General features: G+C 64.9%; 29 protein-coding genes. 12 read left to right on the forward strand and 17 right to left on the reverse strand.

Translation table 11 applies throughout. The features are described 5' to 3' along the window. Positions 1-141 precede the first annotated feature (141 nt). The 7 genes from FHP89_RS17760 to hemP all read right to left on the reverse strand — a co-directional run bounded on the left by FHP89_RS17760 (position 142) and on the right by hemP (position 3,317). Positions 142-561, reverse strand: a complete 420-nt coding sequence (locus FHP89_RS17760) for an ExbD/TolR family protein (RefSeq protein ID WP_144174165.1) — start codon at positions 559-561, stop codon at positions 142-144. After that, positions 561-1,316 (reverse strand): MotA/TolQ/ExbB proton channel family protein, encoded by a 756-nt coding sequence (locus tag FHP89_RS17765; RefSeq protein ID WP_144174015.1) that lies wholly within the window; start codon positions 1,314-1,316, stop codon positions 561-563. The genes FHP89_RS17760 and FHP89_RS17765 overlap by 1 nt, the downstream gene beginning before the upstream one ends. Position 1,317: 1 nt before the next feature. Continuing rightward, positions 1,318-2,049 carry an energy transducer TonB gene (locus FHP89_RS17770; protein WP_260851664.1) on the reverse strand — a complete coding sequence of 244 codons (732 nt, stop codon included), beginning with the start codon at positions 2,047-2,049 and terminating at the stop codon, positions 1,318-1,320. A gap of 132 nt (positions 2,050-2,181) precedes the next feature. Beyond that, positions 2,182-2,304: a hypothetical protein gene (locus FHP89_RS21265; protein ID WP_260851665.1), complete on the reverse strand. Its 123-nt coding sequence runs from the start codon at positions 2,302-2,304 to the stop codon at positions 2,182-2,184. A 92-nt stretch (positions 2,305-2,396) separates the two neighbouring features. Continuing rightward, on the reverse strand, positions 2,397-2,882 hold the full coding sequence (bfr, locus tag FHP89_RS17775; RefSeq protein ID WP_144174007.1) for a bacterioferritin: 486 nt from the start codon (positions 2,880-2,882) through the stop codon (positions 2,397-2,399). Beyond that, positions 2,879-3,103, reverse strand: a complete 225-nt coding sequence (locus FHP89_RS21095; RefSeq protein ID WP_144173999.1) for a (2Fe-2S)-binding protein — start codon at positions 3,101-3,103, stop codon at positions 2,879-2,881. Before FHP89_RS21095 ends, bfr begins: the two co-directional genes overlap by 4 nt. Positions 3,104-3,128: 25 nt before the next feature. Then, a complete protein-coding gene (gene hemP, locus FHP89_RS17785) occupies positions 3,129-3,317 on the reverse strand; it encodes a hemin uptake protein HemP (protein ID WP_144173997.1) in 189 nt (62 codons plus the stop codon). A 157-nt stretch (positions 3,318-3,474) separates the two neighbouring features. On the opposite strand from hemP, the gene FHP89_RS17790 reads away from it, so the two are divergent. Next, complete coding sequence (locus FHP89_RS17790; RefSeq protein WP_144173995.1) at positions 3,475-4,173, forward strand: fumarylacetoacetate hydrolase family protein; 699 nt, start codon at positions 3,475-3,477, stop codon at positions 4,171-4,173. A gap of 30 nt (positions 4,174-4,203) precedes the next feature. On the opposite strand, the gene FHP89_RS17795 is transcribed toward FHP89_RS17790, so the two are convergent. The 4 genes from FHP89_RS17795 to pgi are packed head-to-tail and all read right to left on the reverse strand — an operon-like array spanning position 4,204 to position 8,867. After that, positions 4,204-5,583, reverse strand: coding sequence for a malonyl-CoA decarboxylase (locus tag FHP89_RS17795; RefSeq protein WP_144173993.1), 1,380 nt, complete (start codon positions 5,581-5,583; stop codon positions 4,204-4,206). A gap of 58 nt (positions 5,584-5,641) precedes the next feature. After that, the gene (gene lgt / locus FHP89_RS17800) at positions 5,642-6,436 is read right to left on the reverse strand and encodes a prolipoprotein diacylglyceryl transferase (protein WP_144173991.1); all 795 of its coding nucleotides are present in this window, start codon (positions 6,434-6,436) and stop codon (positions 5,642-5,644) included. 4 nt (positions 6,437-6,440) lie between these two features. Further along, positions 6,441-7,097 carry a YceH family protein gene (locus FHP89_RS17805; RefSeq protein ID WP_144173989.1) on the reverse strand — a complete coding sequence of 219 codons (657 nt, stop codon included), beginning with the start codon at positions 7,095-7,097 and terminating at the stop codon, positions 6,441-6,443. Between the two features lie 51 nt (positions 7,098-7,148). After that, positions 7,149-8,867 (reverse strand): glucose-6-phosphate isomerase, encoded by a 1,719-nt coding sequence (gene pgi, locus FHP89_RS17810; protein ID WP_260851666.1) that lies wholly within the window; start codon positions 8,865-8,867, stop codon positions 7,149-7,151. A gap of 194 nt (positions 8,868-9,061) precedes the next feature. On the opposite strand from pgi, the gene ilvD reads away from it, so the two are divergent. The 3 genes from ilvD (at position 9,062) to FHP89_RS17825 (ending at position 12,478) form a co-directional block, all read left to right on the forward strand. Beyond that, complete coding sequence (gene ilvD / locus FHP89_RS17815; protein ID WP_144173987.1) at positions 9,062-10,912, forward strand: dihydroxy-acid dehydratase; 1,851 nt, start codon at positions 9,062-9,064, stop codon at positions 10,910-10,912. Positions 10,913-11,177: 265 nt separating this feature from the next. Beyond that, positions 11,178-11,597 carry a hypothetical protein gene (locus FHP89_RS17820; RefSeq protein ID WP_144173981.1) on the forward strand — a complete coding sequence of 140 codons (420 nt, stop codon included), beginning with the start codon at positions 11,178-11,180 and terminating at the stop codon, positions 11,595-11,597. A gap of 29 nt (positions 11,598-11,626) precedes the next feature. Beyond that, a complete protein-coding gene (locus FHP89_RS17825; protein ID WP_144173971.1) occupies positions 11,627-12,478 on the forward strand; it encodes a YiiX/YebB-like N1pC/P60 family cysteine hydrolase in 852 nt (283 codons plus the stop codon). Here FHP89_RS17825 and FHP89_RS17830 read toward each other — a convergent pair. Next, positions 12,428-13,045, reverse strand: coding sequence for a LysE family translocator (locus FHP89_RS17830; protein WP_144173963.1), 618 nt, complete (start codon positions 13,043-13,045; stop codon positions 12,428-12,430). The two genes, FHP89_RS17825 and FHP89_RS17830, sit on opposite strands and share 51 nt — an antisense overlap. Continuing rightward, on the reverse strand, positions 13,042-13,677 hold the full coding sequence (locus tag FHP89_RS17835; protein WP_186300198.1) for a glutathione S-transferase family protein: 636 nt from the start codon (positions 13,675-13,677) through the stop codon (positions 13,042-13,044). The genes FHP89_RS17830 and FHP89_RS17835 overlap by 4 nt, the downstream gene beginning before the upstream one ends. Positions 13,678-13,755: 78 nt before the next feature. On the opposite strand from FHP89_RS17835, the gene rhtB reads away from it, so the two are divergent. Further along, on the forward strand, positions 13,756-14,370 hold the full coding sequence (gene rhtB, locus FHP89_RS17840) for a homoserine/homoserine lactone efflux protein (RefSeq protein ID WP_144173958.1): 615 nt from the start codon (positions 13,756-13,758) through the stop codon (positions 14,368-14,370). An 86-nt stretch (positions 14,371-14,456) separates the two neighbouring features. Here the strand turns inward: rhtB and FHP89_RS17845 are convergent, their stop codons facing one another. After that, positions 14,457-15,017, reverse strand: coding sequence for a hypothetical protein (locus FHP89_RS17845; protein ID WP_144173956.1), 561 nt, complete (start codon positions 15,015-15,017; stop codon positions 14,457-14,459). Between the two features lie 86 nt (positions 15,018-15,103). Beyond that, positions 15,104-15,964, reverse strand: a complete 861-nt coding sequence (locus FHP89_RS17850; protein WP_186300197.1) for a PEP-CTERM sorting domain-containing protein — start codon at positions 15,962-15,964, stop codon at positions 15,104-15,106. Positions 15,965-16,540: 576 nt separating this feature from the next. On the opposite strand from FHP89_RS17850, the gene FHP89_RS17855 reads away from it, so the two are divergent. The 4 genes from FHP89_RS17855 (at position 16,541) to FHP89_RS17870 (ending at position 20,602) form a co-directional block, all read left to right on the forward strand. Next, positions 16,541-17,629, forward strand: coding sequence for a hydrogenase small subunit (locus FHP89_RS17855; RefSeq protein WP_144173952.1), 1,089 nt, complete (start codon positions 16,541-16,543; stop codon positions 17,627-17,629). Between the two features lie 2 nt (positions 17,630-17,631). After that, the gene (locus FHP89_RS17860) at positions 17,632-19,422 is read left to right on the forward strand and encodes a nickel-dependent hydrogenase large subunit (protein WP_144173950.1); all 1,791 of its coding nucleotides are present in this window, start codon (positions 17,632-17,634) and stop codon (positions 19,420-19,422) included. Positions 19,423-19,555: 133 nt separating this feature from the next. Further along, positions 19,556-20,263, forward strand: coding sequence for a Ni/Fe-hydrogenase, b-type cytochrome subunit (gene cybH / locus FHP89_RS17865; protein ID WP_144173947.1), 708 nt, complete (start codon positions 19,556-19,558; stop codon positions 20,261-20,263). A gap of 12 nt (positions 20,264-20,275) precedes the next feature. After that, positions 20,276-20,602: a HigA family addiction module antitoxin gene (locus FHP89_RS17870; protein WP_144173945.1), complete on the forward strand. Its 327-nt coding sequence runs from the start codon at positions 20,276-20,278 to the stop codon at positions 20,600-20,602. 85 nt (positions 20,603-20,687) lie between these two features. On the opposite strand, the gene FHP89_RS17875 is transcribed toward FHP89_RS17870, so the two are convergent. Continuing rightward, a complete protein-coding gene (locus FHP89_RS17875) occupies positions 20,688-21,284 on the reverse strand; it encodes an EF-hand domain-containing protein (protein ID WP_186300196.1) in 597 nt (198 codons plus the stop codon). Positions 21,285-21,642: 358 nt separating this feature from the next. Next, positions 21,643-22,539 carry a LysR family transcriptional regulator gene (locus FHP89_RS17880; RefSeq protein ID WP_144173941.1) on the reverse strand — a complete coding sequence of 299 codons (897 nt, stop codon included), beginning with the start codon at positions 22,537-22,539 and terminating at the stop codon, positions 21,643-21,645. Between the two features lie 108 nt (positions 22,540-22,647). Between FHP89_RS17880 and FHP89_RS17885 the strand changes: the two genes are divergently transcribed. The 3 genes from FHP89_RS17885 to FHP89_RS17895 all read left to right on the forward strand — a co-directional run bounded on the left by FHP89_RS17885 (position 22,648) and on the right by FHP89_RS17895 (position 24,986). Then, positions 22,648-23,274 carry a glutathione S-transferase family protein gene (locus tag FHP89_RS17885; protein ID WP_144173938.1) on the forward strand — a complete coding sequence of 209 codons (627 nt, stop codon included), beginning with the start codon at positions 22,648-22,650 and terminating at the stop codon, positions 23,272-23,274. Between the two features lie 8 nt (positions 23,275-23,282). Beyond that, complete coding sequence (locus FHP89_RS17890) at positions 23,283-24,170, forward strand: pyridoxamine 5'-phosphate oxidase family protein (protein WP_144173936.1); 888 nt, start codon at positions 23,283-23,285, stop codon at positions 24,168-24,170. 207 nt (positions 24,171-24,377) lie between these two features. Beyond that, positions 24,378-24,986 carry a HyaD/HybD family hydrogenase maturation endopeptidase gene (locus tag FHP89_RS17895; protein WP_144173934.1) on the forward strand — a complete coding sequence of 203 codons (609 nt, stop codon included), beginning with the start codon at positions 24,378-24,380 and terminating at the stop codon, positions 24,984-24,986. Positions 24,987-25,008 lie beyond the last annotated feature (22 nt).

Here is a 25,008-nt window from a genome sequence, read left to right on the forward strand (position 1 = left end):
AAATGGCGGTGTTGACGCGCAAGCACGCGCAGGGGGTCGCCGGGTGCGTGGGTTGGCAAGGGGCAAGCTTGCTGCGGGTGCGCGGCGGCAGCGTCAGGCGCGGGGCGAGTTCGCCCGCCAGGCGGCGGGCGACCGGGGTGCTTATTCGCTCACCGGGAGCGTCACGAAGCCCAGTTTTACGACGCCGGCCGCGCGGGCGGCGGCCATCAACTCGGCGATGGCTTCGTAGCGGGTGTCCTTGTCGGCGCGCAGGTGAAGTTCCGGCTGCGGATCCAGCGCGGCGATGTCCGCCATGCGCGGCGCCAGGGCTTCCTTGGGCATGGGGTCGTTGTTCCAGAACAGCTGGCCTTCGGCGTTGAGCGACAGCGTGATGGCGTCGGGCGTTTCTACTGTGGGCGCGCTGCTGGCCGTGGGCAGGTCGATCTTGACCGAGTGGGTGAGCAGCGGCGCGGTGATCATGAAGATGATCAGCAGCACCAGCATCACGTCGACCAGCGGCGTGGTGTTGATCTCGCTCATCGGGGCGCTCTGCCCCGAGTTGTCGAATCCGCCGAAGGCCATCATGCCACCCCGGAGATCGGGCGAACCGGCTTGGCTGCGCTGCGCGCTTGCGTGGCGGGTGCGGCAACGGCAATGCGTGAGCCGGTGGTGAAGTAGGCGTGCAGGTCGTGCGCAAAGCCGTCGAGTTCGGACAACTCGACCCGGTTGGCGCGATTGAAGCCGTTGTAGGCGAGGACCGCGGGGATGGCCACGAACAGACCGAAGGCGGTCATGATCAGCGCTTCGCCGACCGGGCCGGCGACCTTGTCGATGGAAGCCATGCCGCTGAGGCTGATGCTGGTGAGCGCGTGGTAGATGCCCCACACCGTGCCGAACAGCCCCACGAAAGGCGCGGTTGAGCCGATCGAGGCGAGCACGGTCAGGCCACTTTCGAGCCGGGCCGTGGCGTCGGCGATGGAGCGGCGCAGCGCGCGGGTGACGAACTCGCCGGTGTCCAGCGTGCCGCCCAGTGTGGTGCCCGCGGTGTGGCGGGTGTAGTGCGTGTGAGCGGCGGCGGCCTGCTGGGCGAGGCGCTCGCAGGGGGTGTCGGCAGCGCGGGTGCTGAGCAGGCGCAGGCCCTCGTCCAGCGAGGCAGCATGCCAGAACTGTTCAACCGCATCGCCATGGCGGCGGGTGCTGAGCAGGCGCAGGCCCTTGCTCAGGATCAGATACCAGCTGACCACCGACATACCGACCAGCAAGATCGCCACGCTGCGGATGATGAGGTCGGCCTGTGCCCAGAGTTCGCTCAGGCCGAAGGCGTTGGGGGTGTCCATGTCAGGTGTTCTCCAGTTTGAATTCTATCGGCACGATCACCCAGTTGGCGATGGGCCGGTCGCCCTGGCGGGCGGGCTCGAAAGTCCATTTGCTGACCGCACTGCGGGCGGCTTCGTCCAGCCGGTTGTGGCCGGAGGACTGATGCAGGCGCACATCGCTGGCCGCACCGCTTTCGCTCACCAGCACACGCAGCAGCACCTTGCCTTGCTCGCCGACCCGGCGCGACAGGCGCGGGTAGCGTGGGCTGGGGTTGTTCAGGTAGGCGGCGTCGAAGCGCGCGGCAATGATCGGCTGCGGTGCCGCGGCGACCGGGCCGGGCGCGGCTTTGGGCGGCGTCGTGGGGGCCGCGACCTGCGCGGGCTGCGGCGGGGGCGGCGTGCTCTCGGGCGGCGACGGGGCTTCTTCCTTGGGCTCGCTGATGGCGGTGGGCGAGGGCTTGGGGGTGGGCTTTGGCGCCGGCTTTTGTGTGGGCTTGCGCACCACCACGGGCTTGGGTGGCGGCTTGAGCTCGGGCGCGGGCGTGGGCGGCTTGGGCGGAAGGACTTCCGGTACGGGCGCGGGCGGGGGCGGCGCCACCGGTTCGGGCGCCGGCGGGGCGATGAGCGCGACCTGAATGGTGGTGATGGGGGCTTGAACGGGGGTGTCGATCTGACTCAGGCCCAGCGCCAGTGCGCCAGCATGGGCCGCGAGCACCACGAGCAGACGTGCAACCGCACCGAGGCGTGCGCGCACGGGCGCGCGCCGCGGCAGTGAGGTTGCCGGCACGAGGGCTTGGGGTGTAGCAAGCATGGACTCGCATTTTACCGCGCGCGCAGGCGGGTGGCGCGCGACACCCGGTCGCATGGCCGTACTGAAATTCATGAATCAGACCGGCGTGCCGAGGCTTGCCGTAATCAGCGCGTCGAGCGCGAAGCCCATGGCCAGCAGGATGAGGCAGGTGCTGACGGCGCGTGGCGTCGACGACAAGTGCAGCGATGGGCGATTCATGCGGGTCTCCAGGTAAAGGGAGGTTGGCTGGCTGGTCCCGCAGGAACTGGCTGGCGGGGCGCCACGGGGGCGCCCGGTGACGTGTGTTGCGCTCAGCTGGCGGAGTGATCCGGATCCATCTGGGACTGCAGGTAGTTGGGTAGCGTGACCCGGTCGATCAGTTCGAGCTGGGTTTCGAGATAGTCAATGTGCTCTTCCGTGGCTTCGAGAATCTTCTCGAATAGCTCGCGGGAGACATAGTCCTTACAGGATTCGCACTGGCTGATGGCATCGATCAGGTCGCCGCGGGCGGTGGTCTCGAGTGTCAGATCGCCTTTGAGGCACTCGGGCACGTTTTCGCCGATCAGCAGCTTGCCGAGGTTCTGCAGATTGGGCAGGCCTTCGAGAAACAGCACGCGTTCGATCAGCCAGTCGGCGTGGTGCATTTCTTCGATGGACTCGTCGTACTCATGCTTGCCAAGCTTGGCCAGGCCCCAGTTCTTGTACATGCGGGCATGCAGAAAGTACTGGTTGATGGCGGTCAGTTCATGGGTGAGCTGACGGTTGAGAAGTTTGATGATGTTCTTGTCGCCTTTCATGCGAAGGCCTCCAGGTGTCGGGTTGGGGTCGGGCTCAGGCTGCGTACGGCATGGGATGCGCTCGCAACGGCCTGATCGAGACAACACTTTGCCGCGCAGGCACATTTTCCGCAATCGGCGGTGACGCCCAGCACGCGCAGGTCGCGAACGCGGCGTGCGCCATTGGCGGCGGCGTGGTGAATGTCTTTTTCGGTCACTGCGTTGCAGATGCAGACGTACATGCTGCCTGGCTCCTTGCGGTATAGCCTACTTGGTGAGAATCAGCTTGCCCGCGCGCGTTTCCTGCAGGCGATAGCGGATGCCCTTGTGTTCGATGGTGACGACGCTTTGACCCTTCAGCAGCGCCTCGCTGGCGATGGCCGGCGCGTTGCGCATGTCAGCACGGGGCTGATCGGGGGCGTCGGCAGGACGAACGGGCGAAGGGGCGGCGGTCATGGCGTATCAATGCAAACAAGAACGATTCGCATTTCACCATCTCCGTTCGATGGCGTCAAGTCTGTCGGGCATTTTTCGACGCTCGCGTTGTGTGGTGTCGGGCGGGCAAGCGGGCAGGTATAGTCGAAACCCTCACTTATTGCCGTCAGGAACCACCATGTCTTTCGTGATTGCCGCCCCCGATCAAGCCAGCCTGCCGGTCGCTGGCAGCGCCGACCGTTTTCCGGTGCGCCGCATCTATTGCATCGGCCGAAACTACGCCGACCACGCGCGCGAGATGGGCGGCTCGCCCGACCGCGAGCCGCCCTTCTTTTTCTGCAAGCCGGCCGATGCGGCCTTTGCCGTGACGGGCGAGGCGCCGGTGGGCTGGCCGTATCCGACCATCACCACCGATCTGCATCACGAGATCGAACTGGTGGCCGCCATTGGCCGCGGCGGGCGCGACATTGACGTGGCGGATGCGCTCGATCATGTGTGGGGTTATGGCGTGGGGCTGGACATGACCCGCCGCGACCTGCAGGGCCAGATGAAGGCGCAGGGGCGTAGCTGGGAGATCGGCAAGGCTTTCGACCATGCCGCGCCGATCTCGGCCTTGCGCCCGGCGAGCGACACCGGGCATCCGGCGGCCGGCGAAATCTGGCTGGATGTGAACGGGGCGCGCCGCCAGAGTGGCGATCTGTCCGACATGATCTGGTCGGTGGCCGAGGCGGTGGCGGGGCTGTCGCGTTACTTTGAACTCAAGCCGGGTGATTTGCTGATGACCGGTACGCCGGCGGGCGTGGGCGCGGTGAGTCGTGGCGACGTGCTCAGCGGCGGCGTCGCCGGGGTGGCGACGCTGGCGGTCAAAATCGTTTGAGACCTGGGCGGGGCGCATGGCCCCGCCGGATCACAGCTTGGCCAGGCGCTTGATCGACCCTGAGGCGGCGATGGCGCCATCGGCCACGTAGGCTTCGACATTGCTTTCGATGCGGTCGGGGTCGTAGAGGTAATTGACCATCAAGCCAAAGGACTGACTCATGCCCCGCTCGGCAGAGTCGGCCATCCAGTTCAGGCGTTCGACGCGCGCGCCGTTGCCGAGGTGGAAGCGCGCCACAGGATCGAAAGGCGCGCCGCGCGATTTGGCATGGCACAGGTAGCGCGCGGCGAGCCGGGTGAGCGGCGCGCTGAGCGCGGCGGGCAGGCCGGGTTGTTCAAGCCACGGGCAGCTGTCGTCAAGCAGGCTCTGGAAGCCGGCCGAGGCTGGCCCCTCGATGCCGAGTGGGGCGAGTTTCTTCCAGTCGGCATCGGTGAAGGCGTCGGCCAGGGCCTCGGGGTGGGCGCGCACCCAGTCCTTGAGGCGCGGGATGGGCGACAGCGTGGCAAATTGCTTGAGGCCGGGCAGGTCGCGCTTGAGGTCATCCACTACCCGCTTGAGCAGGAAGTTGCCAAACGAGACGCCGCGCAAGCCCACCTGGGTGTTGCTGATCGAATAGAAAATGGCGGTGTTGGCGCGCGCGTTGTCGGCCACCGGCGCCATTTCGTCGAGCAGTTTCTGGACGTTGTCGGCCAGATCGTCCACCAGCGCCACTTCCACGAAAATGAGCGGTTCCAGCGGCATGCGCGGATGGAAGAAGGCGTAGCAGCGGCGGTCGGTGTCGAGGCGGTTCTTGAGGTCGGTCCAGGAACGGATCTCGTGCACCGCTTCGTACTGCACCAGCTTTTCGAGCAGGGCGGCGGGGCTCTCCCAGGTGATGCGGCGCAGCTCGAGAAAGCCGACGTCGAACCAGGCATTGAGCCGCGCTTCGAGTTCGCGGTCGAGGGCTTTGAGCTCCGGGTCGTCCTTGAGAAAACGCAGCAGGTCGGCGCGCAGATCGACCAGGAATTTGACCCCGGCCGGGATGGCGTTGAACTGGGTGAGGATGCGGATGCGCTGCGAACGCATGGCGCCGCGCAGCTTCGCTTCGGCGTCCCATTGTTCGGCGGTGCCGATCTTGCGCTGGTAGACCGCGTGGGCCTCCGCGACCCGGGCCGGGTCGGGGCCGAACTCGAGGGCGATCATGCGCAAGAAGGCATGGCGGCCATCGTCGTCCAGTTCGAGATAGGTGTGGGCCAGACGCGCCGCACGCTGACGGGTGGAGACCTCGCCGCCGGTGCCTTCGGCGCAGTCGCGCATTTGCGCGCGCAGGCGGTCGAGATCCAGCGCTTCAAGATGCGCCTGCGACTTGCCGCCCCAGGAGATGATGTCGCGCATTCGCTCCAGACTGCGCGTGACGATATTGGGAGCCATGCGTTCCTCTCGTGCTCAGTGGTGCAGGTTCAGTGTGACCGGTCGGCGCCGTGGCGGTTCAGTGGGCCGCCTGGCGCCTGGCGTGGATCATCATCGCGATGCCGATCAGGATCATCGGCACGCACAGCCATTGTGCCGTGGACAAGCCGCCGCCGAGTGCGCTGAAGATGCCGGGGTCGGGTGTGCGGAAAAACTCCATGATGAAGCGCAGCACGCCATAGCCCATCAGGAACACGGCCGAGGTGGCGCGTAGCGGCCGCGGTGCGCGGGCATACCACCACAGCAGCGCAAACAGCAGCAGGCCTTCGCCGGCCGCCTGATAGAGCTGGGAGGGGTGGCGGGGCAGCGTGTCGACATGCGGAAAGACCATGGCCCACGGCAGCGAGGGGTCGGCCGCCCGGCCCCACAGCTCGCCATTGATGAAATTGCCAACGCGTCCGGCCGCCAGTCCGGTAGGCACCAGCGGCGCGATGAAGTCAGTGATCTGCCAGAAGCCTTTGTTGTGCTTGCGCCCATACAGCCACATGGCCACCAGCACGCCGAGGAAGCCGCCGTGAAAGCTCATGCCGCCTTTCCAGGTGGCGAGAATTTCGAGCGGATGGTCGAAGTAGTAGCCCGGTTGATAGAACAACACTTCGCCCAGTCGACCGCCGACGACGACGCCGATGACGCCATAGAACAGCAGGTCGTCGAGTTGCTGCGCCGTCCAGCCCAGCTCGGGCCGACGCTTGATGTGCCATCGCCCGAGTCCGATGAACAGGACAAAGGCGATCAGGTACATCAGGCCATACCAGTGAACAGAGAGCGGGCCGACGGAGAAGGCGACCGGGTCAATTTGCGGGTAGGTCAGCATGCGTTCAGTCGGCTTCGCCCAGGCTGATTTTCAATTGATGCAGTTCGGCGCGCAGGGCGGCGACTTCGGACTCGAGTGTTTCGACCCGTGCGGCGAGACCACCCGGCGCGGCGTGGGCCGTGGCGGCCATCACGCTGGCGACATCGACTTCGCCACACATCAGGTGGGCGTAGCGGGTTTCCTTGGTGCCGGGCGCGCGCGGCAGGGCGAGCACCATGGGCGGGTATTTTTCCGCCAGGTGTTCGAGGGCGGCCTGCAAGGTGGGGATGTCTTCGAAGCGGTGCATGCGCTCGCTGCGGCTGCGCAACTCGCCGGCGGTTTGCGGGCCGCGCAGCATCAGCAGCGCCATGATGGCCTGCTCGGCGGGCGGCAGCGAGTGGCGCAGACGGATGCGGTGTTCGTACTTGACCACCCGGGCGCCCTCGTAGCGACCGATCAGTCCGCGCGCCAGCAACTGGCTGATCGCCTCGCTGACTTCGGATTCGTCCAGTTGCATGACCGGCTCACGCCCGGTGAGCTGGTTGGCGCCGGTGGTGATGGCGTTGATGCTCAGAGGGTACTGATCGGGGGTGGTGAAGCTTTTTTCGATCAGCACAGCCAGCACGCGGGCTTCGTTCTGGCTGAGATCAAAACCTTCGGTCGATTCGGTGGTATCGGTCATGGAGCGGTTCCGGCTATGGCGCAGCTTGCCATGATAGCGGATCGCTCGCGGCTAACGCGTGGCGCTGTCGTCGTCGCGTGCGGCCAGGGCGGCGCGTGCCAGGTCGATGAGCTGGCAGGTGGAGCTGTCGGCGCCCGCCGGGGACTGTCCGCTGGCAAAGGCTGATTCGATGCGTCGCGCCAGTTGCTTGCCGAGTTCGACACCCCATTGGTCGAAGCTGTTCACATTCCAGAGCACGCCCTGGGTGAACACCTTGTGTTCGTACATGGCCAGCAGTGCGCCCAGGGTGCGTGGGGTGAGCGCATCGAGCAGGATGATATTGGTCGGGCGGTTGCCCTCAAAGCAGCGGTGGGGCAGCAATTCGGCGATGCGCTCGGCCGACAGGCCCTCGGCCATCATCTCGGCGCGGGCTTCGTCGGGCGTGCGGCCCATCATCAAGGCTTGCGCCTGAGCGATGCAGTTGGCGAGCACGATGTCGTGGTGCGGCCGGGTGTTGTCGGGGCTGTGCAAGGTGGCGACAAAATCGGCTGGCACCAGCTGCGAGCCCTGATGCAGCAACTGGTAGAAGGCGTGCTGACCGTTGATGCCGCTGTTGCCCCACACCACCGGCCCGGTCGCCCGACCCACGGGCTGACCGTCGCGGGTGGTCTGCTTGCCGTTGCTTTCCATGTCGAGCTGTTGCAGGAAGCCCGGCAGCTGACGCAGACCGTGATCGTAGGGGGCGACCATGTGCGTTGCCGCACCAAAACCATTCACATACCACACGCCGAGCAGTGCCAGCAGCACGGGCAGATTCTGCGACCAGGGCGCGGTGCGGAAGTGTTCGTCCATGGCGTGCGCGCCGGCGAGCAGCTCGCCGAAGGCCTCGGGCCCGACTTGCAGCATGATGCTCAGTCCGACCGCCGACCACAGCGAATAGCGCCCACCGACCCAGTCCCAGAAACCAAACATGTTGGCCGGGTCGATGCCGAAGGCGCGGACCGCCTCGGTGTGGGTCGACACCGCGACAAAGTGGCGGCGGATGTCGGCCTCGGTGGCGCCACCCGCCAGAAACCAGGCGCGCGCACTGCTGGCGTTGGTGAGGGTTTCCTGGGTGGTGAAGCTCTTCGAGCAGATGACAAACAGTGTGGTGCGGCGGTCAAGCTGGCGCAGCAGGCCGTTGAGTCGGCCGGCGTCGACGTTGGCCACAAAATGCGTGCGCAGGCGCGGGTGGCCGATCGGGCGCAGCGCGTCGCAGACCAGCCGCGGGCCGAGGTCGGAGCCGCCGATGCCGATGTTGACGATATTGGTGATGGGCTCGCCGGTGTGGCCGAGCCACTGGCCGCTGCGCACCTGCTCGGCAAACCCGGCCATGTGGGCAAGTTCGGCTTGGATGTCGGGCACCACGTTGTGACCGTCGACCCGGATCTCGGCCGTGGCCGGTGCGCGCAGGGCCGTGTGCAGCACGGCGCGGTGCTCGGTGCTGTTGATGCGCTCGCCGGCAAACATGGCGTGAATCGCGCCGCGCAGATCGCAGGCGTCGGCCAGGGCGAAGAGCTGCTGCAGGTCGGCGTCGTCGAGCCGGTTCTTGCTGTAGTCGATGAAGATGCCGTTGCTGCGCACACACATGCGCTCGGCTCGGGCGGGGTCGGTGGCGAACTGCTCGCGCAGATGGCGGCCGGCCTGTTGGTGGGCGGCCTGCTGCAGTCGGGACCAGCGTTCGGCGCGGGCGTCGGGCATGGTATTGGCGGTGCGCCCGGTGGAGGCGCTGAAGTCTGAAGGGCGGTTCATGCTGGGCTACAGTGTAGTGGAGCGATGTTACAGCGTCATCTTGCCGCGCTGTAGTGTTGATAACAACCGTGCATTATGTCATGGGGATGGCGGCGCGGGGTGATCCGTGCGCGACGCAGAACATCCGGAAATACCGGCGTCGCGCTACAATGTTTCGCTACGCACGATGGCCACAGTTTCAGGAGACAAATCCGATGCCCCAGTACCGTTCACGCACTTCCACCGCCGGCCGCAACATGGCAGGCGCCCGCGCCCTGTGGCGGGCGACCGGCATGAAGGACGGCGATTTCGAAAAACCGATCATCGCGGTGGTCAACAGCTTCACCCAGTTTGTGCCGGGCCATGTGCACCTGAAAGACATGGGCCAGCTGGTGGCGCGCGAGATCGAAGCGGCCGGCGGTGTGGCCAAGGAATTCAACACCATCGCCATCGACGACGGCATCGCCATGGGCCACGGTGGCATGCTCTACAGCCTGCCCTCGCGCGACCTGATCGCCGACTCGGTTGAATACATGGTGAACGGCCACACGGCCGATGCCATGGTGTGCATCTCGAACTGCGACAAGATCACCCCGGGGATGCTGATGGCCGCGCTGCGCCTCAATATTCCGGTGATCTTCGTCTCCGGCGGCCCGATGGAGGCCGGCAAGGTCAAGTGGGACAACAAGGTCATCTCGCTGGACCTGGTCGACGCCATGGTCAAAGCCGCCGACGAGAGCGTGTCGGACGAAGAAGTCGCGGCCGTTGAGCGTTCCGCCTGCCCGACCTGTGGTTCATGCTCCGGCATGTTTACCGCCAACTCCATGAACTGCTTGACCGAGGCGCTGGGTCTGTCGCTGCCGGGCAACGGCACGGTGGTGGCGACGCATGCCGATCGCAAGCAGCTGTTCCTGACCGCCGGTCGCAAGATCGTCGAGCTGGCGCGCCGCTATTACGAGCAGGACGACGAGACCGCGCTGCCGCGCAATATCGCCACCTTTGAAGCCTTTGAAAACGCGATCACCCTCGACGTGGCCATGGGCGGCTCGACCAACACCGTGCTGCACCTGCTGGCGGCGGCGCGCGAGGCCGGGGTCGACTTCACCATGAAGGACATCGACCGCATTTCGCGCAAGGTGCCGTGCCTGTCCAAAGTGGCGCCGGCGGTGTCGGATGTGCACATTGAAGACGTGCATCGCGCCGGCGGCATCATGGGCATTCTCGGCGAGCTTGACCGCGCCGGTCTGCTCCACAGCAACGCCCACACGGTGCACAGCAAAACGCTCAAGGATGCTCTGGCGCGCTGGGATGTGATGCAGGCGCACGACAACAAGGTGTTCGACTTCTTCCGCGCTGCGCCCGGTGGCGTGCCCACGCAGGTGGCCTTCAGTCAGGACCGCCGCTGGAACGAACTCGACATGGATCGCAGCCACGGCGTGATCCGCGACAAGGCCAACGCCTTCACTCAGGAGGGCGGCTTGGCCGTGCTTTACGGCAACATCGCGGAAAAAGGCTGCATCGTCAAAACCGCCGGTGTGGATGAATCGATCTGGACCTTCACCGGGCGCGCCCGCGTGTTCGAGAGCCAGGACGCCGCGGTCCACGCCATCCTGACCGACAAGGTGGTGGCCGGCGACGTGGTCGTCATCCGCTACGAAGGCCCCAAGGGCGGCCCCGGCATGCAGGAAATGCTCTACCCGACCAGCTATCTCAAGTCGAAAGGCCTGGGCAAAGCCTGCGCGCTGCTGACCGACGGGCGCTTCTCGGGCGGCACCTCCGGTCTGTCGATCGGCCACGCCTCCCCCGAGGCGGCCTGTGGCGGCGCGATCGGCCTCATCGAGGAAGGCGACAGCATCGAGATCGACATCCCCAATCGCGGCATCAAGCTGGCAATTGACGATGCCACGCTGGCGGCCCGCCGTGCGGCGATGGACGCCAAGGGCGCGGATGCCTGGAAGCCGGTCGGCCGCGAGCGCGTGGTCTCGGCGGCCCTGCAAGCCTATGCCGCGCTGACCACCAGCGCCGACACCGGTGCGGTGCGCGATGTGACGCAAGTCCAGCGCTGATCGGGGTTTACGCTTCACTAACAAGGCCGCCTCCGGGCGGCTTTGTTATTTTCGGTGCTTGGTGGCGCCTTGGATTGACATCGCGTTTGACCGCCTGCGGCTGGATGAATCCGGCCCTACCGTTTAAGGCCCTTCGTAGGGCCGGATTCATCCGGCCTTGGATGCGGATCCCCGCACGACTGATCGCATGCCTGCGGCGCAGGCGGGAACCTCGCCCCCGGGATCGCCTCTGACCATGTACGAGCGATCACCGTGGAGCATGCCCATGCCACCCACCGAACAGCCGTCCAAAGCCACGCTGGAGAAACTCTGGCCGCTGGCGATTGCCGCCGCCGGCCTGGTGGCCGTCGTCAATTTTCTGGTCGCCTTGCTGATTGCCATCTTTGGCGATGTATTGCATCCCGCGCTGGCCGAAAGTCAGGCCTGGGTGCTGTTTGTCGTCGCCGGTGTGGCGATGGCGGTGCAGGCCGTGTTGATGGCGGTGATGCATCGTCAGCTTTGGGTGCGACAGCAAGAGGGGGAATTGCCGCAGGCGCGCTGGCGAGGCGGTTTGCGTCTGCCGGTGACCGCCGCGCTCGCCCACCCGGCAGTTCGTCGCCGCTTGCGGGTGGTGCGACACGCCGGGCGACGCCGCCGCAGCGGCGCCTCGGCGTTCGTCAGAGTGGGGCGATCCGTTGTAATGTGACCGCGTGCGCCTGAACCAAAGGGGAGTCGATGGCAAACCGGATACTGCGAGGCATCGGCCGACTGCTGGCGGGCTATCTCAATGCCGAGCTGCCGTCCTACACGCCGCTGGCCACGCATTCAGCGGCGCGTTTGCAGCAAACGCTGTTGCCGGGTGACATCCTGCTGGTCGAAGGCAACCGGCGCATCAGCGCCGCCATCAAGTTTCTCACCCAGTCGACCTGGTCGCATGCGGCGCTGTATATCGGCCCCGGCGTGGTGACCGGCCCGGATAGCGATCCGCTGGTCTTGATCGAGGCCGACACCGAGCACGGCGTGGTGGCAGTGTCGCTGTCGAAATACGATGGCATGCACACCCGCATCTGCCGCCCGGTGGGGCTGACAGACACCGACCGACTGGCGCTGATTGCCTTTGCGGTGGCGCGAATCGGCCATCAATATGATCTGAAGAACATTTTTGATCTGGCGCGTTATCTGCTGCCAACGCCGCCGGTGCCGACGCGCTTTCGGCGCAATCTGCTGTCAATGGGCAGCGGTGAGCCGACCCGCGCGATTTGCTCCACCTTGATCGCCCAGGCTTTTCAGAGCATCGGGTACCCGATTCTGCCCGCCGTTTATACCCGGCCATCGCGCCCGGGCGACCCGGCGCATTGCAACACCTGCGAAACCGAGGTCCTGCGGGCGCGCCACCACAGCCTGTTCACTCCGCGAGACTTCGATATCTCCCCCTATTTTGCGATCATCAAGCCGACGATCGACGGGGGCTTTGACTACCAAAGCGTTGTTTGGGGCAAGCCCTGTGTGTCGGACGAGCCGCCGGCCGAACCGGCACTAGCTACGGCTGGCAATGACCACGCCAGTACCGACCAGCACCGCGCCTGAGGCCCGGTTCATGGCGCGCACGGTGCGGCGGTCGCGCAACAAGCGGCGTGCCCGTGCGGCCAGCAGGGCATAGCCCGCCAGCACGACGAAGACCATCGAGCAGGCGATGGCACACACCAGAACAAAGTCGATGGCGGTGATGTTGGCCAGATCCACAAAGGTCGGCAAAAACGCCGCATAAAACAGGATCGGCTTCGGGTTGCCCAGCGTGGTCAGCAAGCCGGCAAGCGCATCCTTGTGGTGACTGGTCGGCGGGCGGATGGGCAATTCGGCCGGCGGCGTGTCGTCGCTGCGAAAGGCGCCAATGCCAAGCCAGACCAGATAGGCCGCGCCGATCCATTTCACCGCCAGAAACACCTCGCCGTAGTGCTGCGCCAGCGTGCTCATGCCCAGGCAGGCCAGTGCGATGAGCACGATGTCGCCCATCGCGATGCCGGCCACATGCCACAGCGCCGCGCCCAGACCCGCGCCCAGCGTGCGAGCGGTAATGCTGGCGACGGCCGGGCCAGGCGTTACCGCCAGAACAAAAACTGCGCCCGCCAGGGCCAGTGCGGTGGTCGGTGTCATTGGGCTTTTCCTTTTGCAGCGGCTTCGCGCGCCAGCGCGCGTTGCGCCGCCGGGCGTGCCAGACAGCGCTCAAGATAGGCCGGCAGCGTGCTGCCCTCCAGAGACAGTTTGGCCGATTTCGCCCATGCCAGGCAGTGGCTGGCGATGATGTCGGCAATGCTGAAGTGTTCGCCCGCCAACCACGGGGTGTCGTCCAGTCGCGCCGCGAGCAGGGCGGCGGCTTTTTCAAACTCCCAGCGTGCCGTGTCTTCGATGGCCGGCACGCGGCGTTTTTCGGGCAGGGCAAATCGGTGCTTGGCGATGGTCCATAGCGGCTGATCGAGCTCGGTCAGGCCGAAGCACAGCCAGCGCCAGGCCTGCGCGCGTTCGGTGGGGTCGGCCGGCAACAGGTCGGCGGTGGGGTAGTGCTCGGCCGCCCACAGCGCGATGGCGCCGGTCTCGGTGATGATGCTGTCGTCGTCCAGCCGCAGCGCCGGCACCTTGCCGCCGGGGTTGATGGTGAGAAATTCCGGCGCGCGTCCGGCCCCCTTGAACAAATCGACAAACACATAGTCATATTCGGCGCCGGCCTCTTCCAGCGCCCAGACGGCGCGCAGCGAGCGGGAGTTGGGGCAACCGTAAATCGTCAGCATCTTGTTCTCCATGGCACTTCACGGCATTGTTGAGGGTGTGCCGACGGTTCGGCAACTTTTTCTTTTGGAGCAGCATTCATGGCGTGGCAGGTCTGGCTGGCCTTTCTGGTCGCATCCATCATCATCTCGGTCACGCCGGGGCCCGGCGCAGTGGTGAGCATGAGCGTGGGGCTGCGTTACGGCTATCGCGTATCGCTTCAATCCATCGCCGGTCTGCAGGTGGCGCTGGTGATACAACTCGCCATTGTTGCGGCTGGCCTCGGCGCGGTGCTGGCCACCTCGGCGACGGCGTTTCTGATTTTGAAAATCTGTGGCGCGGCCTACCTGGTGTGGTTGGGCATTCAGAAATGGCGAAGCGCGGGCGAGCCGGTGTCGACCACCACGGCCATCGAGGTCAAGCATCTGTTTCGCACCGCCGTCCTGATCAACCTCACCAACCCGAAAGCCATCATCTTCATGGCCGCGCTGGTGCCGCAGTTCATCGACCCCGCCGGCAACCAGTGGCTGCAATTCCTCATCCTGTGCGCCACCACCGTGGTCGTCGATGTGTTTGTGATGTCGTGCTACTCACTGCTCGCCACCCGGTTTCGCCCGTGGCTCGCCGATGTGCGGGCGCAACGCTTGCAGAACCGGGTGTTTGGCGGCTTGTTTGTGACCGCCGGCGCGGCGCTGGCGGCGACGTCCAGGCATTGATGGCTTGTGTCGTGGGTGGTGAGGCGGGCGGCAAGAGGATTGCCGCTCTTTTTTTCGCGTGGCGCACAGCCGTCCACCAAGCGGCGTTATTTGGCCGGCGTATTGAGTGCGGCGGCTTTTTCGCGCAAGTGGCGGGCAATCTCGTGGAAACGTTGTAGTGCGGCGATGCCGGGGTGCTGGCTGGCCTGTTGCGGTAGCGCATACACCGAGATGCTGTGACGTTTGTTACCCAGAGTCAGGGTGAGCGAGGTGGTCGACGCGTCGGCGATGCGCAGCGGCGGTTTGTCGGCCGCCGCGATGGCCGCGTGAATCGCATCGGTGTCGATCTCAAGTGCGCCGAGTTCGGTGACGACGGTGTCGAGCAGCGCGGCAAGTGCCTTGGCGGAGAGTTGCACTGTCACCCGGGGCTGACCGGGCTGTTGCGCGCGTGCGCTGGCGGCGCCGGAGGCGGCGATTTCAAGGAGGGGGCCTTCGGCCGAGCGCGGGCGCTGGCCGCCCGAGACGTCGAAGCTGAGGATGATCGCAGCAGGGTCTGTGCCCAGATTCCAGTCCCGAATATCGTTCGCGCGTAGCGTCGTACTGGCACCCAGCATCAGCAAGTAGGCACAAAGAATAACCAGCTGGCGGGCAATGCGTGTCAGTGGCAACAGAAAGTCCTTAAAACGACATGAGCGCTCAGGCCGGCTTGCAGTGTGCGGGATATTTTCTGCGCACCGCAAGCCGGGTGACACGATCAGGCTGCGCGGCGACGACGACTCACTGCGCCAAGCCCGGCCAGGCCGGTAAGCATCATCAGCCAGGTTTCGGGTTCCGGCACCGGGCTCACCGTGGTGTAGCCGATGTCGCGGAAGGCCGCGAGCGTGGTGTTGCTGAAGGTCGCATTCGCGACGGCGTACGGCGTCATCAGCTCGAGATCGTTGGTGGCATTCGCGTTGCTCTGATCATCAATGCAGTTCGGATCGCCATTGACCTGCGCGCGCCAGCACTCGGACCAGTGACCCCCGCCGTTTTCGAGCAGGATGCCAGTCACGTTCTGGCCGAACTCCTGATTGAATGCAGCGACCGCAAGTGCGCCGGTGTATTGGTTGCCGGTGACCACGCCGTTGTCAGTAAACAAGGTGCCGAAGCCGAGGGCGTGGGCCATTTCGTGCTGAACGGAGTCGGTAAACTCCTGAAGTAGGAGTTCGCCGCGGGTGAAGGGCGTGTCGCCCGGCCCCCAGTCTTGGGAGTCGAACTGCATGAAGCCGCTGACGGGGACGGTAAAGCCATCCTGGGTCCGTACGGTGTCGGGGCCCGCGTAGGCCAGCGAGTTGTACTCACCGTCTTCGGGCGCAAATGCGGCGGTGATGGTGAAGGTCGGGATGCTGATGCTGCCCTGGTAGCCGGAGATCTTGCTCTCCCAGAACAATGCCGCGCTTTCGAAGGCATCTTTCTGGATCTGCGAGAAATCCGTCGGTGCGCCGGTTCCCCAAGAGGGCTGGGTGTCACCCGTGCCGAGGAAGTTGATGACGATGTCAAAACCCGGCAGCGCGAATGCCGGGGTGGCGGACACGGTCAGCGCAACGGCGGCTGATGCGAGCAGTTTTTTCTTCATGGAGCGTCCTTTTTGCAAGCTGGCGAGATACTCGCCGCAGGCGTTTGGTTGGGTAAAAAATCGCCACGGGGGCAAGAGCGTTGTTTTGCCCCGCAGTCGGCGAATTGGGTAAGCAATACTTGTACCGCTTTTGCATAAAGCGATGCGGATCAAGTATTTGATGCCGATGTCTTGCGCTGCGCGGATCTCGTTGGACACCATGTGTAAGTTTTTTCGACGGTGCGCGGAGAGGGCAGACGCTCGCCGAGCGCATCGCTTACTCAATTGTCGTTCACGGTAGAAATCCTCTTGCGGCAGCTATTGCAGCAGCATGCTTGCCATGCGCCGTCTGGCCGCGAGCGCGAGGGGGGGGCGTGCTGTTGGGGTGCGGATGAGGCCTTCCCGACTTTTTGCGGAACATGGAAACCCGCTTTCCAATCGGCGTTTTTCCAATTTCGCGTTGTATGCGCAAGGCGATTGATTCCACAGGTTTTTTTTCTTCGATGGCCCGTGGCACGCTTCTTGTGATGGTGTTTCCCGATGTTCCGCCGCGCGTCCGCGGGCGGGGTCAACAAGACCAACGAGGGAGACACCCCGATGACCGACACCTTTTACGAGGTACTGCGCCGGCAGGGCATTACGCGCCGCAGTTTTCTCAAGTTCTGTTCGCTGACCGCTACCTCGCTGGGGCTGGGTTCGGCGTTTGCGCCGAAGATTGCGCATGCGCTGGAGACCAAGCCGCGCACGCCGGTGATCTGGCTGCACGGGCTGGAATGCACCTGTTGTTCTGAATCCTTCATCCGCTCGGCGCATCCGCTGACCAAGGATGTGGTGTTGTCGATGCTGTCGCTCGATTACGACGACACGCTGATGGCGGCGGCCGGGCATCAGGCCGAGGCGATCCTCGAAGAGGTGAAGCGCAAGTACAAGGGCAACTACATTCTGGCGGTGGAGGGGAATCCGCCGCTGAATGAGGACGGCATGTTCTGTATTCAGAGCGGCCGGCCGTTTATTGAGAAGCTGAAGGAGACTGCCGCCGACTGCAAGGCGATCATCTCCTGGGGTTCGTGTGCCTCCTGGGGCTGTGTGCAGGCGGCCAAGCCGAACCCGACGCGTGCGACGCCGGTGCACAAGGTGATCTTCGACAAGCCGATCATCAAGGTGCCGGGCTGCCCGCCGATCGCCGAGGTGATGACGGCGGTGGTGACCTACATGCTGACCTTCGACAAGCTGCCCGAGCTCGATCGCCAGGGCCGGCCGAAGATGTTCTACGGTCAGCGCATTCATGACAAATGCTATCGCCGCCCGCACTTTGATGCCGGCCAGTTTGTCGAGCAATGGGACGACGATCAGGCGCGCATGGGCTACTGCCTTTACAAAATGGGCTGCAAGGGCCCGACCACCTACAACGCCTGTTCGACGGTGCGCTGGAACGAGGGGGTGTCTTTCCCGATCCAGTCGGGCCACGGCTGTATCGGCTGTTCGGAAGACGGTTTCTGGGACAAGGGCTCGTTCTACGACCGCGTCACCGATATCAAGCAATTCGGCGTCGAAGCCAATGCCGACACCGTGGGCGCGACCGCCGCCGGGGTGGTGGGCGCATCAATTGCCGCTCACGCCGCGGTGACCGCGCTGGCCCGCGCCCGTCAGAAGACGGGCATCGATACGCCGAAGGGAGAGGACTGATCATGGGTGTGTATGAGACGCAGGGCTTCAAGCTCGACAACACCGGCAAGCGGGTGGTGGTCGATCCGGTCACACGGATCGAAGGGCATATGCGGGTCGAGGTGAACCTCGACGACAACAACGTGATTCGCAACGCGGTGTCGACTGGCACCATGTGGCGGGGGCTGGAGGTGATTCTCAAGGGGCGAGATCCGCGCGATGCCTGGGCCTTTACCGAGCGCATCTGCGGGGTGTGCACCGGCACGCACGCGCTGACCTCGTGCCGCGCGGTCGAAGACGCGCTGGGCATCGAGATCCCCGACAACGCGAACTCGATCCGCAACATCATGCAGCTGTGCCTGCAGGTGCATGACCATCTGGTGCACTTCTATCACCTGCATGCGCTGGACTGGGTGGATGTGGTGAGCGCGCTCTCCGCCGACCCGAAAGCCACCTCGGCCTTGGCGCAGAGCATTTCGAACTGGCCGATGTCCTCGCCGGGTTACTTCCGCGATATCCAGAACCGGCTGAAGAAGTTTGTCGAGTCGGGCCAGCTCGGCCCCTTCATGAACGGTTACTGGGGCAACCCGGCCTACAAGCTGCCGCCCGAATCCAACCTGATGGCGGTGACGCACTACCTGGAAGCGCTGGATTTCCAGAAAGAAATCGTCAAGATCCACACCATTTTCGGCGGCAAGAATCCGCACCCCAACTGGCTGGTCGGCGGCATGCCCTGTGCGATCAACATGGATGGCACCGGCGCGGTCGGCGCGATCAACATGGAGCGACTGAATCTGGTCAAGAGCATCATCGACCGCTCGATTGAGTTCATCGACCAGGTGTATGTGCCCGACCTGAAAGCCATCGCCAGTTTCTACAAGGACTGGACCTACGGCGGCGGCCTGTCGAGTATGTCGGTGCTGTCCTACGGCGACATCCCGGACCGTGCCAACGACTTCTCGGCCAGCAATCTGATGCTGCCGCGCGGCGCGATCATCAATGGCGATCTGAGCAAAATCCACGAAGTCGATCTGCGCGACCCGTCGGAAATCCAGGAGTTTGTCGATCACTCCTGGTACAAGTACGCCGACGAGAGCAAAGGCCTGCACCCCTGGGATGGCGAGACCGAGCCCAACTTTACGCTCGGCCCGAAAACCCAGGGCACCAAGACCAACATCAAGTCGCTGGACGAGGAGGGCAAGTACTCCTGGATCAAGGCGCCGCGCTGGCGGGGCCACGCCATGGAGGTCGGCCCGCTGTCGCGCTACATCATCGGCTACGTGCAGAACAATCCCGAGTTCAAGGAGCCGACCGACAAGCTGCTCACCGACCTCGGCCTGCCGCTCGAGGCGCTGTTCTCCACGCTCGGCCGCACCGCCGCGCGCGGGCTCGAAGCCTCGTGGGCCGCGCACAAGATGCGCTACTTCTTCGACAAGCTGATGGCCAACATCAAGGCCGGCGACAGCAACACCGCCAACATCGAAAAGTGGGACCCCTCCCGCTGGCCGAAAGAAGCCAAGGGCGTGGGCTTTACCGAAGCGCCGCGTGGCGCGCTGGGGCACTGGATCAAGATTCGCGACGGCAAGATCGAGAACTATCAGGCCGTGGTGCCCACCACCTGGAACGGCAGCCCGCGCGACAGCATGGGGCAGATCGGCGCCTTCGAGGCATCGCTCATGAACACCCCGGTGGCGGTGGCCGACCAGCCGCTGGAGATCCTCCGCACGCTGCACTCCTTCGACCCCTGCCTGGCCTGCTCGACGCATGTGATGAGTCCGGACGGGCAGGAAATGGCGCAGGTCAAAGTGCGGTGATTTGTGATGGGCGATGGGGCGTAGGGCGGATAAGCCAAAGGCGCATCCGCCGTTCGTGCCCCACCGCCGCCATCTCCGGCGGATGCGCTTTGCTTATCCGCCCTACGGGACGCCTCTCCCAAGGAGAAGAAAGATGCTCGCTGAACAAGATCAATTCGAAGCCGAACGCAGCGCGCGGATGGTCAAGGCGGTCTATGTGTACGAGGCGCCGCTGCGCCTGTGGCACTGGATCAACGCCCTGGCCATCACCGTGCTTGCCATCACCGGCTATTTCATCGGCCTGCCGCTGCCCTCGGTGCCGGGCGAGGCCAGCGACAGCTTTTTGATGGGCTATATCCGCTTCGCGCACTTTGCCGCAGCCTATATTTTTGCCATCGGCTTCATCGGCCGCCTCTACTGGGCCTGTGTCGGCAACCACCACGCGCGGCAAATTTTCATCCTGCCGGTGTGGAACATGACGTGGTGGAGCGAGGTGTTTTACGAGTTGCGCTGGTATCTGTTTCTGGTCAAAGAGCCGAAGAAGTATGTCGGCCACAACCCGCTCGCGCAGCTGATGATGTTTTTGTTCTTCACCATTGGCGCGGTGTACATGATCTGCACCGGCTTCGCGCTGTACGGCGAAGGCCTCGGCGAGGGCAGTTGGGCCTCGCAGATGTTTGGTTGGGTGATGACGGCCGTGGGCGGCAACAGCATGCAGGTGCATAGCTGGCACCGGCTGGGCATGTGGGTTACCGTCAGCTTTGCGGCGGTGCACATCTACGCCGCAATTCGTGAAGACATCATGAGCCGGCAGAGCCTGATCTCCACCATGATCAGCGGCTGGCGGATGTTCAAGGACTGAGCGAGCACCCGCGTGGCTCAGTCGCTCTCCATCCTCTCTGGCTCGACAAGTATTGCGCGGTCGGGGCATTCCCGCCCCGGTCGCACTCCGCTGCATCCGGGGCGTTTTCTTGAATCCCGCTTTCTGCGCCCCGCGCAGATTTCGCAAGACGCGCTGGCCCGCGCGCTGGGGATCTCGCGTCGCCGGGTGAATGAGCTTGTGCGCGGTCGCCGCGCTTTTACGCCGGACACCGCCGTGCGCCTTGGGCGCTACTTTCATACCGACCCGACGCTGTGGATGGTGATGCAGTCCGTGTGGGATGTGCATCAGGCCTGGCGAAAAATGGCGGCGGTCGAGTGAAGTTGATGCTTCGGGGGCTGGGGCTGTGTGCGCCCTTCGAACGCGGACCGGCAAAGATTGCCGGTCCACGGGGGTGGCGCAAGGACTAGACGCTGGTGTCCAGGCTGGACGTCGACGATGTCAGGCCCAAACTCGCGCTTTCAAGATAGTGGCGCAGTACGTTGGCAATGAACTGGCTGCTGTTCGATGCCTCATCTGCGCCTTCTCCCGGCGGCGGCCCGCCACGGCCCGGCGGCCCGGCTTCAATCCCGGCCGTCAGCTCCGCTTCGGTCAGGCTGCCGTCCCCGTCGCTGTCAAAGCGCGCCAGGAAGTCGTCGGCGTTCGGGCCGCTTCGACCCGTCGCCTCCGCCTGCGCAGCAAACGCACTGCTCAGCTCGGTGCTGGTGATGCTGCCGCTACTGTCGGCGTCGATTGACGAGAACATCTCCGACGCGTCGGGCGGTGGTGGCGGTGGCGGGCGCATGCCGCTCATTCCTGCCTGCGCCTGCAACTGGCCCAGTACGCTCTCCATGGCGGTGGTGAACTCGCTCTGACCGACGCTGCCGTCGCCGTCGGTGTCCAGCGAAGACAGCAAGGACGCAATGTCGTCGCTGTCCTGCGTCGAACCGCTGCCTTGCAAGGCTTGGCTCAATTCGGTTTCGGTCACCATGCCGTCGCTGTCACCGTCGATCGCGCTGAACATCTTCGCGAAGTCGGGTGGCGGCGGCCGGTTCTGCTGACCGGAAACCTGATTGCCCCAAGCTTGCGTGCTTGTGGATCCTACCGTTCCTATCATGGCTTTCTCCCTTGAAGTCATCGACAGGCGCCAAGCCGGCGCGCCTGGTCGGCCCGTGGTGTTATGTGCGGGACGACAGTCTTGCTATGCAAATCTGCGGCCAGTCGGGCCCAGACTTGCGGGCGCTTTGGGTAAAGCTGGGTAAAGGAATGTAAAGCTGTGGCCGCCTGACTGGGTATTTGCGCCATCGAGCGGACGAATGCTCATGCCCTATGAATTATTAGGGCGGCGTCCGGGGCGTGGGCGGCAACTATTGCCGGTCGTGTCAGGCCTGGCTTGAGAACCCCGCCAGCGTGTCGCGCATGCTGTCGATGAACGCCCGGGTGCGCGCCGGCAGCAGGCGTGCGTGAGGATAGATGACGCTGATCGGGCGGGGCGGGAGTTCATGCTCGGCCAGCACGACGGCGAGCCGGCCGTGCGCGACATCCGGCGCAATCTGATACGACAGAAAGCTGCCAAAGCCCAGCCCGTCGCGACAGGCCGCAATGGCCGGCGCGCCGTGGTTGAAGCTGAGCCGGCCATTGATCGGCACCTGAATGCGTCGCCCCTTGTCCGTGAAGACCCAGGTCGGTGCGCTGCTGCCGGTGAAGCGAATGCACTCGGCGTGGCGCAAGTCGCGCGGGTGGGCGGGCGTGCCGTGACGCTTGAGATGCTCGGGGCTGGCGGCGACCACCTGACGCACCATGCCAACCGTCTGCGCGATGAGCGACGAGTCTTCCAGCGGGCCGATGCGGATCGCGGCGTCGAAGCCTTCTTCGACCAGGTTGGTCACCCGGTCGAGCAATATCAGCTCGACGCTGACCCCGTCGTGCCGCGCGACGAAGCGATTGACCGCCGGCGCCACATACATTTGCCCGAACAGCACCGGCGCAGTGATGCGCAGATGGCCGGTCGGCTCGGTGACGTCGGCGCGCACCGCGGCCTCGGCCTCGTGCACCGCGCTGAGCACCTGCCGGCAATCGAGCAGATAACGGCGACCTTCGTCGGTGAGCGCGATGCGCCGGGTGCTGCGATTGAACAGCCGCACGCCCAGGTGCGCCTCCAGCGTGGCGAGCCCGCGCACGACGGACGGGAGTGAGGTGTCCAGCGTCTGCGCCGCCGCGGTGAGGCTGCCGCCGTCGGCGATGGCCACAAAAAGGCGCATGTGTTTGAGTTGATCCATGCGCCATGATTGCTCCGAAAATCGGAGTAATCAAGTTCGGTTTAATGAATTTATTTCGTTGGCTAACGGCCTCACAATAGACCGCATCGATCCACTGGAGCCGTTTCCATGTCCGAAAAAACCGCCCCCGACATCCGCCTTCACGGGCTGACGCTGTCCGGTCATAGTCATCGCGTCAGCCTGTTCCTGTCGCTGCTGCGGCTGCCCCATGAACACATTGAAGTGGATTTGCTCGGTGGCGCACACAAGCGGCCCGAGTTTCTGGCCATGAATCCGCTCGGCCAGGTGCCGGTCTTGCAGGACGGCGCCCTGACGCTGCCCGATTCGAACGCTATTCTGGTCTATCTCGCCACGCGTTACGGCGATGCGCAGTGGCTGCCGACCGATCCCGTCGGCGCCGCGCGGGTGCAGCGCTGGCTGTCGGTGGCTGCGGGGCCGCTGGCAGCTGGCCCGGCCATGGCGCGCATTCATGTGGTGTTCGGCAAGAACCGACCCGACCCCGTCCTGGTCGAGCGCAGCCACGCGCTGCTGGCGACACTGGATGCCGCGCTGGCCGACTCGTCTTTCCTCGTCGGCGAGGCGCCAACGATTGCCGACATCGCCTGCTACAGCTACACCGCCCATGCGCCCGAAGGCGGCGTGGGGCTGGCGGGCTATCCGCATCTGTGCGCCTGGCTGGCCCGCATCGAGGCCTTGCCGAACTTCGTCGGCATGCCGGCCACGCCGCTGAACTGAGCGCGACGATGTCAGCCTTTCATGCGGGCGAGCGCGCCATCCAGCAACGGGCCGGGTTTGGCGATGCCGTGTTGTCGGTTGGCGAGCGCTTCATTCGAGGCGCCCTGCCTGAGCAGCATCAGGCCTTTTTCGCGCAACTGCCGTTTGTGCTGCTTGGCGTGCTCGACGCGCAAGGGGTTCCGCGCGCCGGTTTGCTGACCGGCGCACCGGGCTTCATGTCGGCGGTGGATGACGCACATCTTGAGTGGCAGGGCGACGGACTGGTTGGCGAGGGCCTTGCCGGGTGCTTTGCGCCGGGCGCGCAACTGGGCCTGCTCGGCATCGAAGCCCACACCCGCCGACGCAACCGCGCGAACGGCGTCATCGTCGGCGCCGGCGACGGCCGCGTGCGCATGCGCGTGACGCAAAGCTTTGGCAACTGCCCCAAATACATTCACCCGCGCCGCGCCGACTTGTCACCGCTCACCGGCACGCCGCGCGTGATGCAGGGCTGGGATGAGGCAGCGAGGCGTATCGTCGCCGCCGCCGACACCTTCTATATCGCCACCGCTCACCCCGAAGCCGCCAACCAGGCGGCGCCCGCGCATGGCGTGGATGTGTCTCACCGCGGCGGTGAGGCGGGGTTTGTCGAAGTGATCGGCAACACACTGAGCGTGCTGGACTACCCCGGCAACCGCTTCTTCAACACGCTGGGCAACCTCGAACTCAATCCGCAGGCCGGGTTGCTTTTCATCGACTACACGTCGCAATCACTGCTGCAACTGGCGGTGCGAGCACAAATCGACTGGCTGCCCGCGCCCGACGAGGCACCCACCCGGCCCGGGCGCATGCTGCGCTTTGAGGTGGTGTCGGCCGAGCGTACCGAGGGCGGATTGCCGCTGGTCTGGACGGACTGAGCGTCGCGGCGCGAAAGCCCGCGCTGTCGGGTGGATACCTTGTTTCCGCTGTGAAAGCCGAGTTGGCGAAATTCTCTGGCGCGCGCCGCCAGTTATCCGCGCGTCTGCCCGCCAAGTCACTGATTTTTCGTGTATCCCGGTGCGCGGGTGGCGCTGGCACGAAGCCTGCGTTGTAACGCCTCATGTGACATCAGTTGAGGCAGGACAATGGCCAGTCAGGACTCCATTCTGATCCTCGGTATCGGCAACCTGTTGTGGGCCGACGAGGGTTTTGGCGTGCGCTGTGTGGAGGCGCTGAACGCGGCGTGGGCGCTGCCCGCCAACGTGACCGTGCTCGACGGCGGCACGCAGGGGCTGTACCTGCTGCCCTTCGTGACCGAGGCCAGACACCTGCTGGTGTTTGACGCGGTCGACTACGGCTTGCCGCCCGGCACCATGAAGCGTGTCGAGGGCGACGAGGTGCCGCAGTTTCTCGGCGCCAAAAAAATGAGTCTGCACCAGACCGGGTTTCAGGAAGTGCTGGCCTCGGCGCGCATGCTCGACCGCTTCCCCGAGTCGCTCTTGCTGATCGGCGTGCAGCCCGTTGAGCTCGAGGATTTTGGCGGCAGTCTGCGCCCTGAAGTGGCGGCACAGGTGCCTGAGGCGGTAGCGATTGCGCTGAGCTGGCTGCGGGCGCGCGGCGTCGAGCCGGTGCTGCGTAAACACCGAGAAGTGTCCCGCTCGGCGCTGGCGCTCGCGGCGTATGAAGATGGCCGCCCGGCCGAGCAAGACGCCTGCCGCATTGGCGATGTGCGCTTCTTTCCGGAGGCTAACTAGATGTCACGACCCCCACGCTCGC

Origin of the sequence: Denitromonas ohlonensis, from assembly GCF_007625205.1 — a bacterium.
GTDB classification, from domain to species: Bacteria; Pseudomonadota; Gammaproteobacteria; order Burkholderiales; family Rhodocyclaceae; genus Nitrogeniibacter; species Nitrogeniibacter ohlonensis.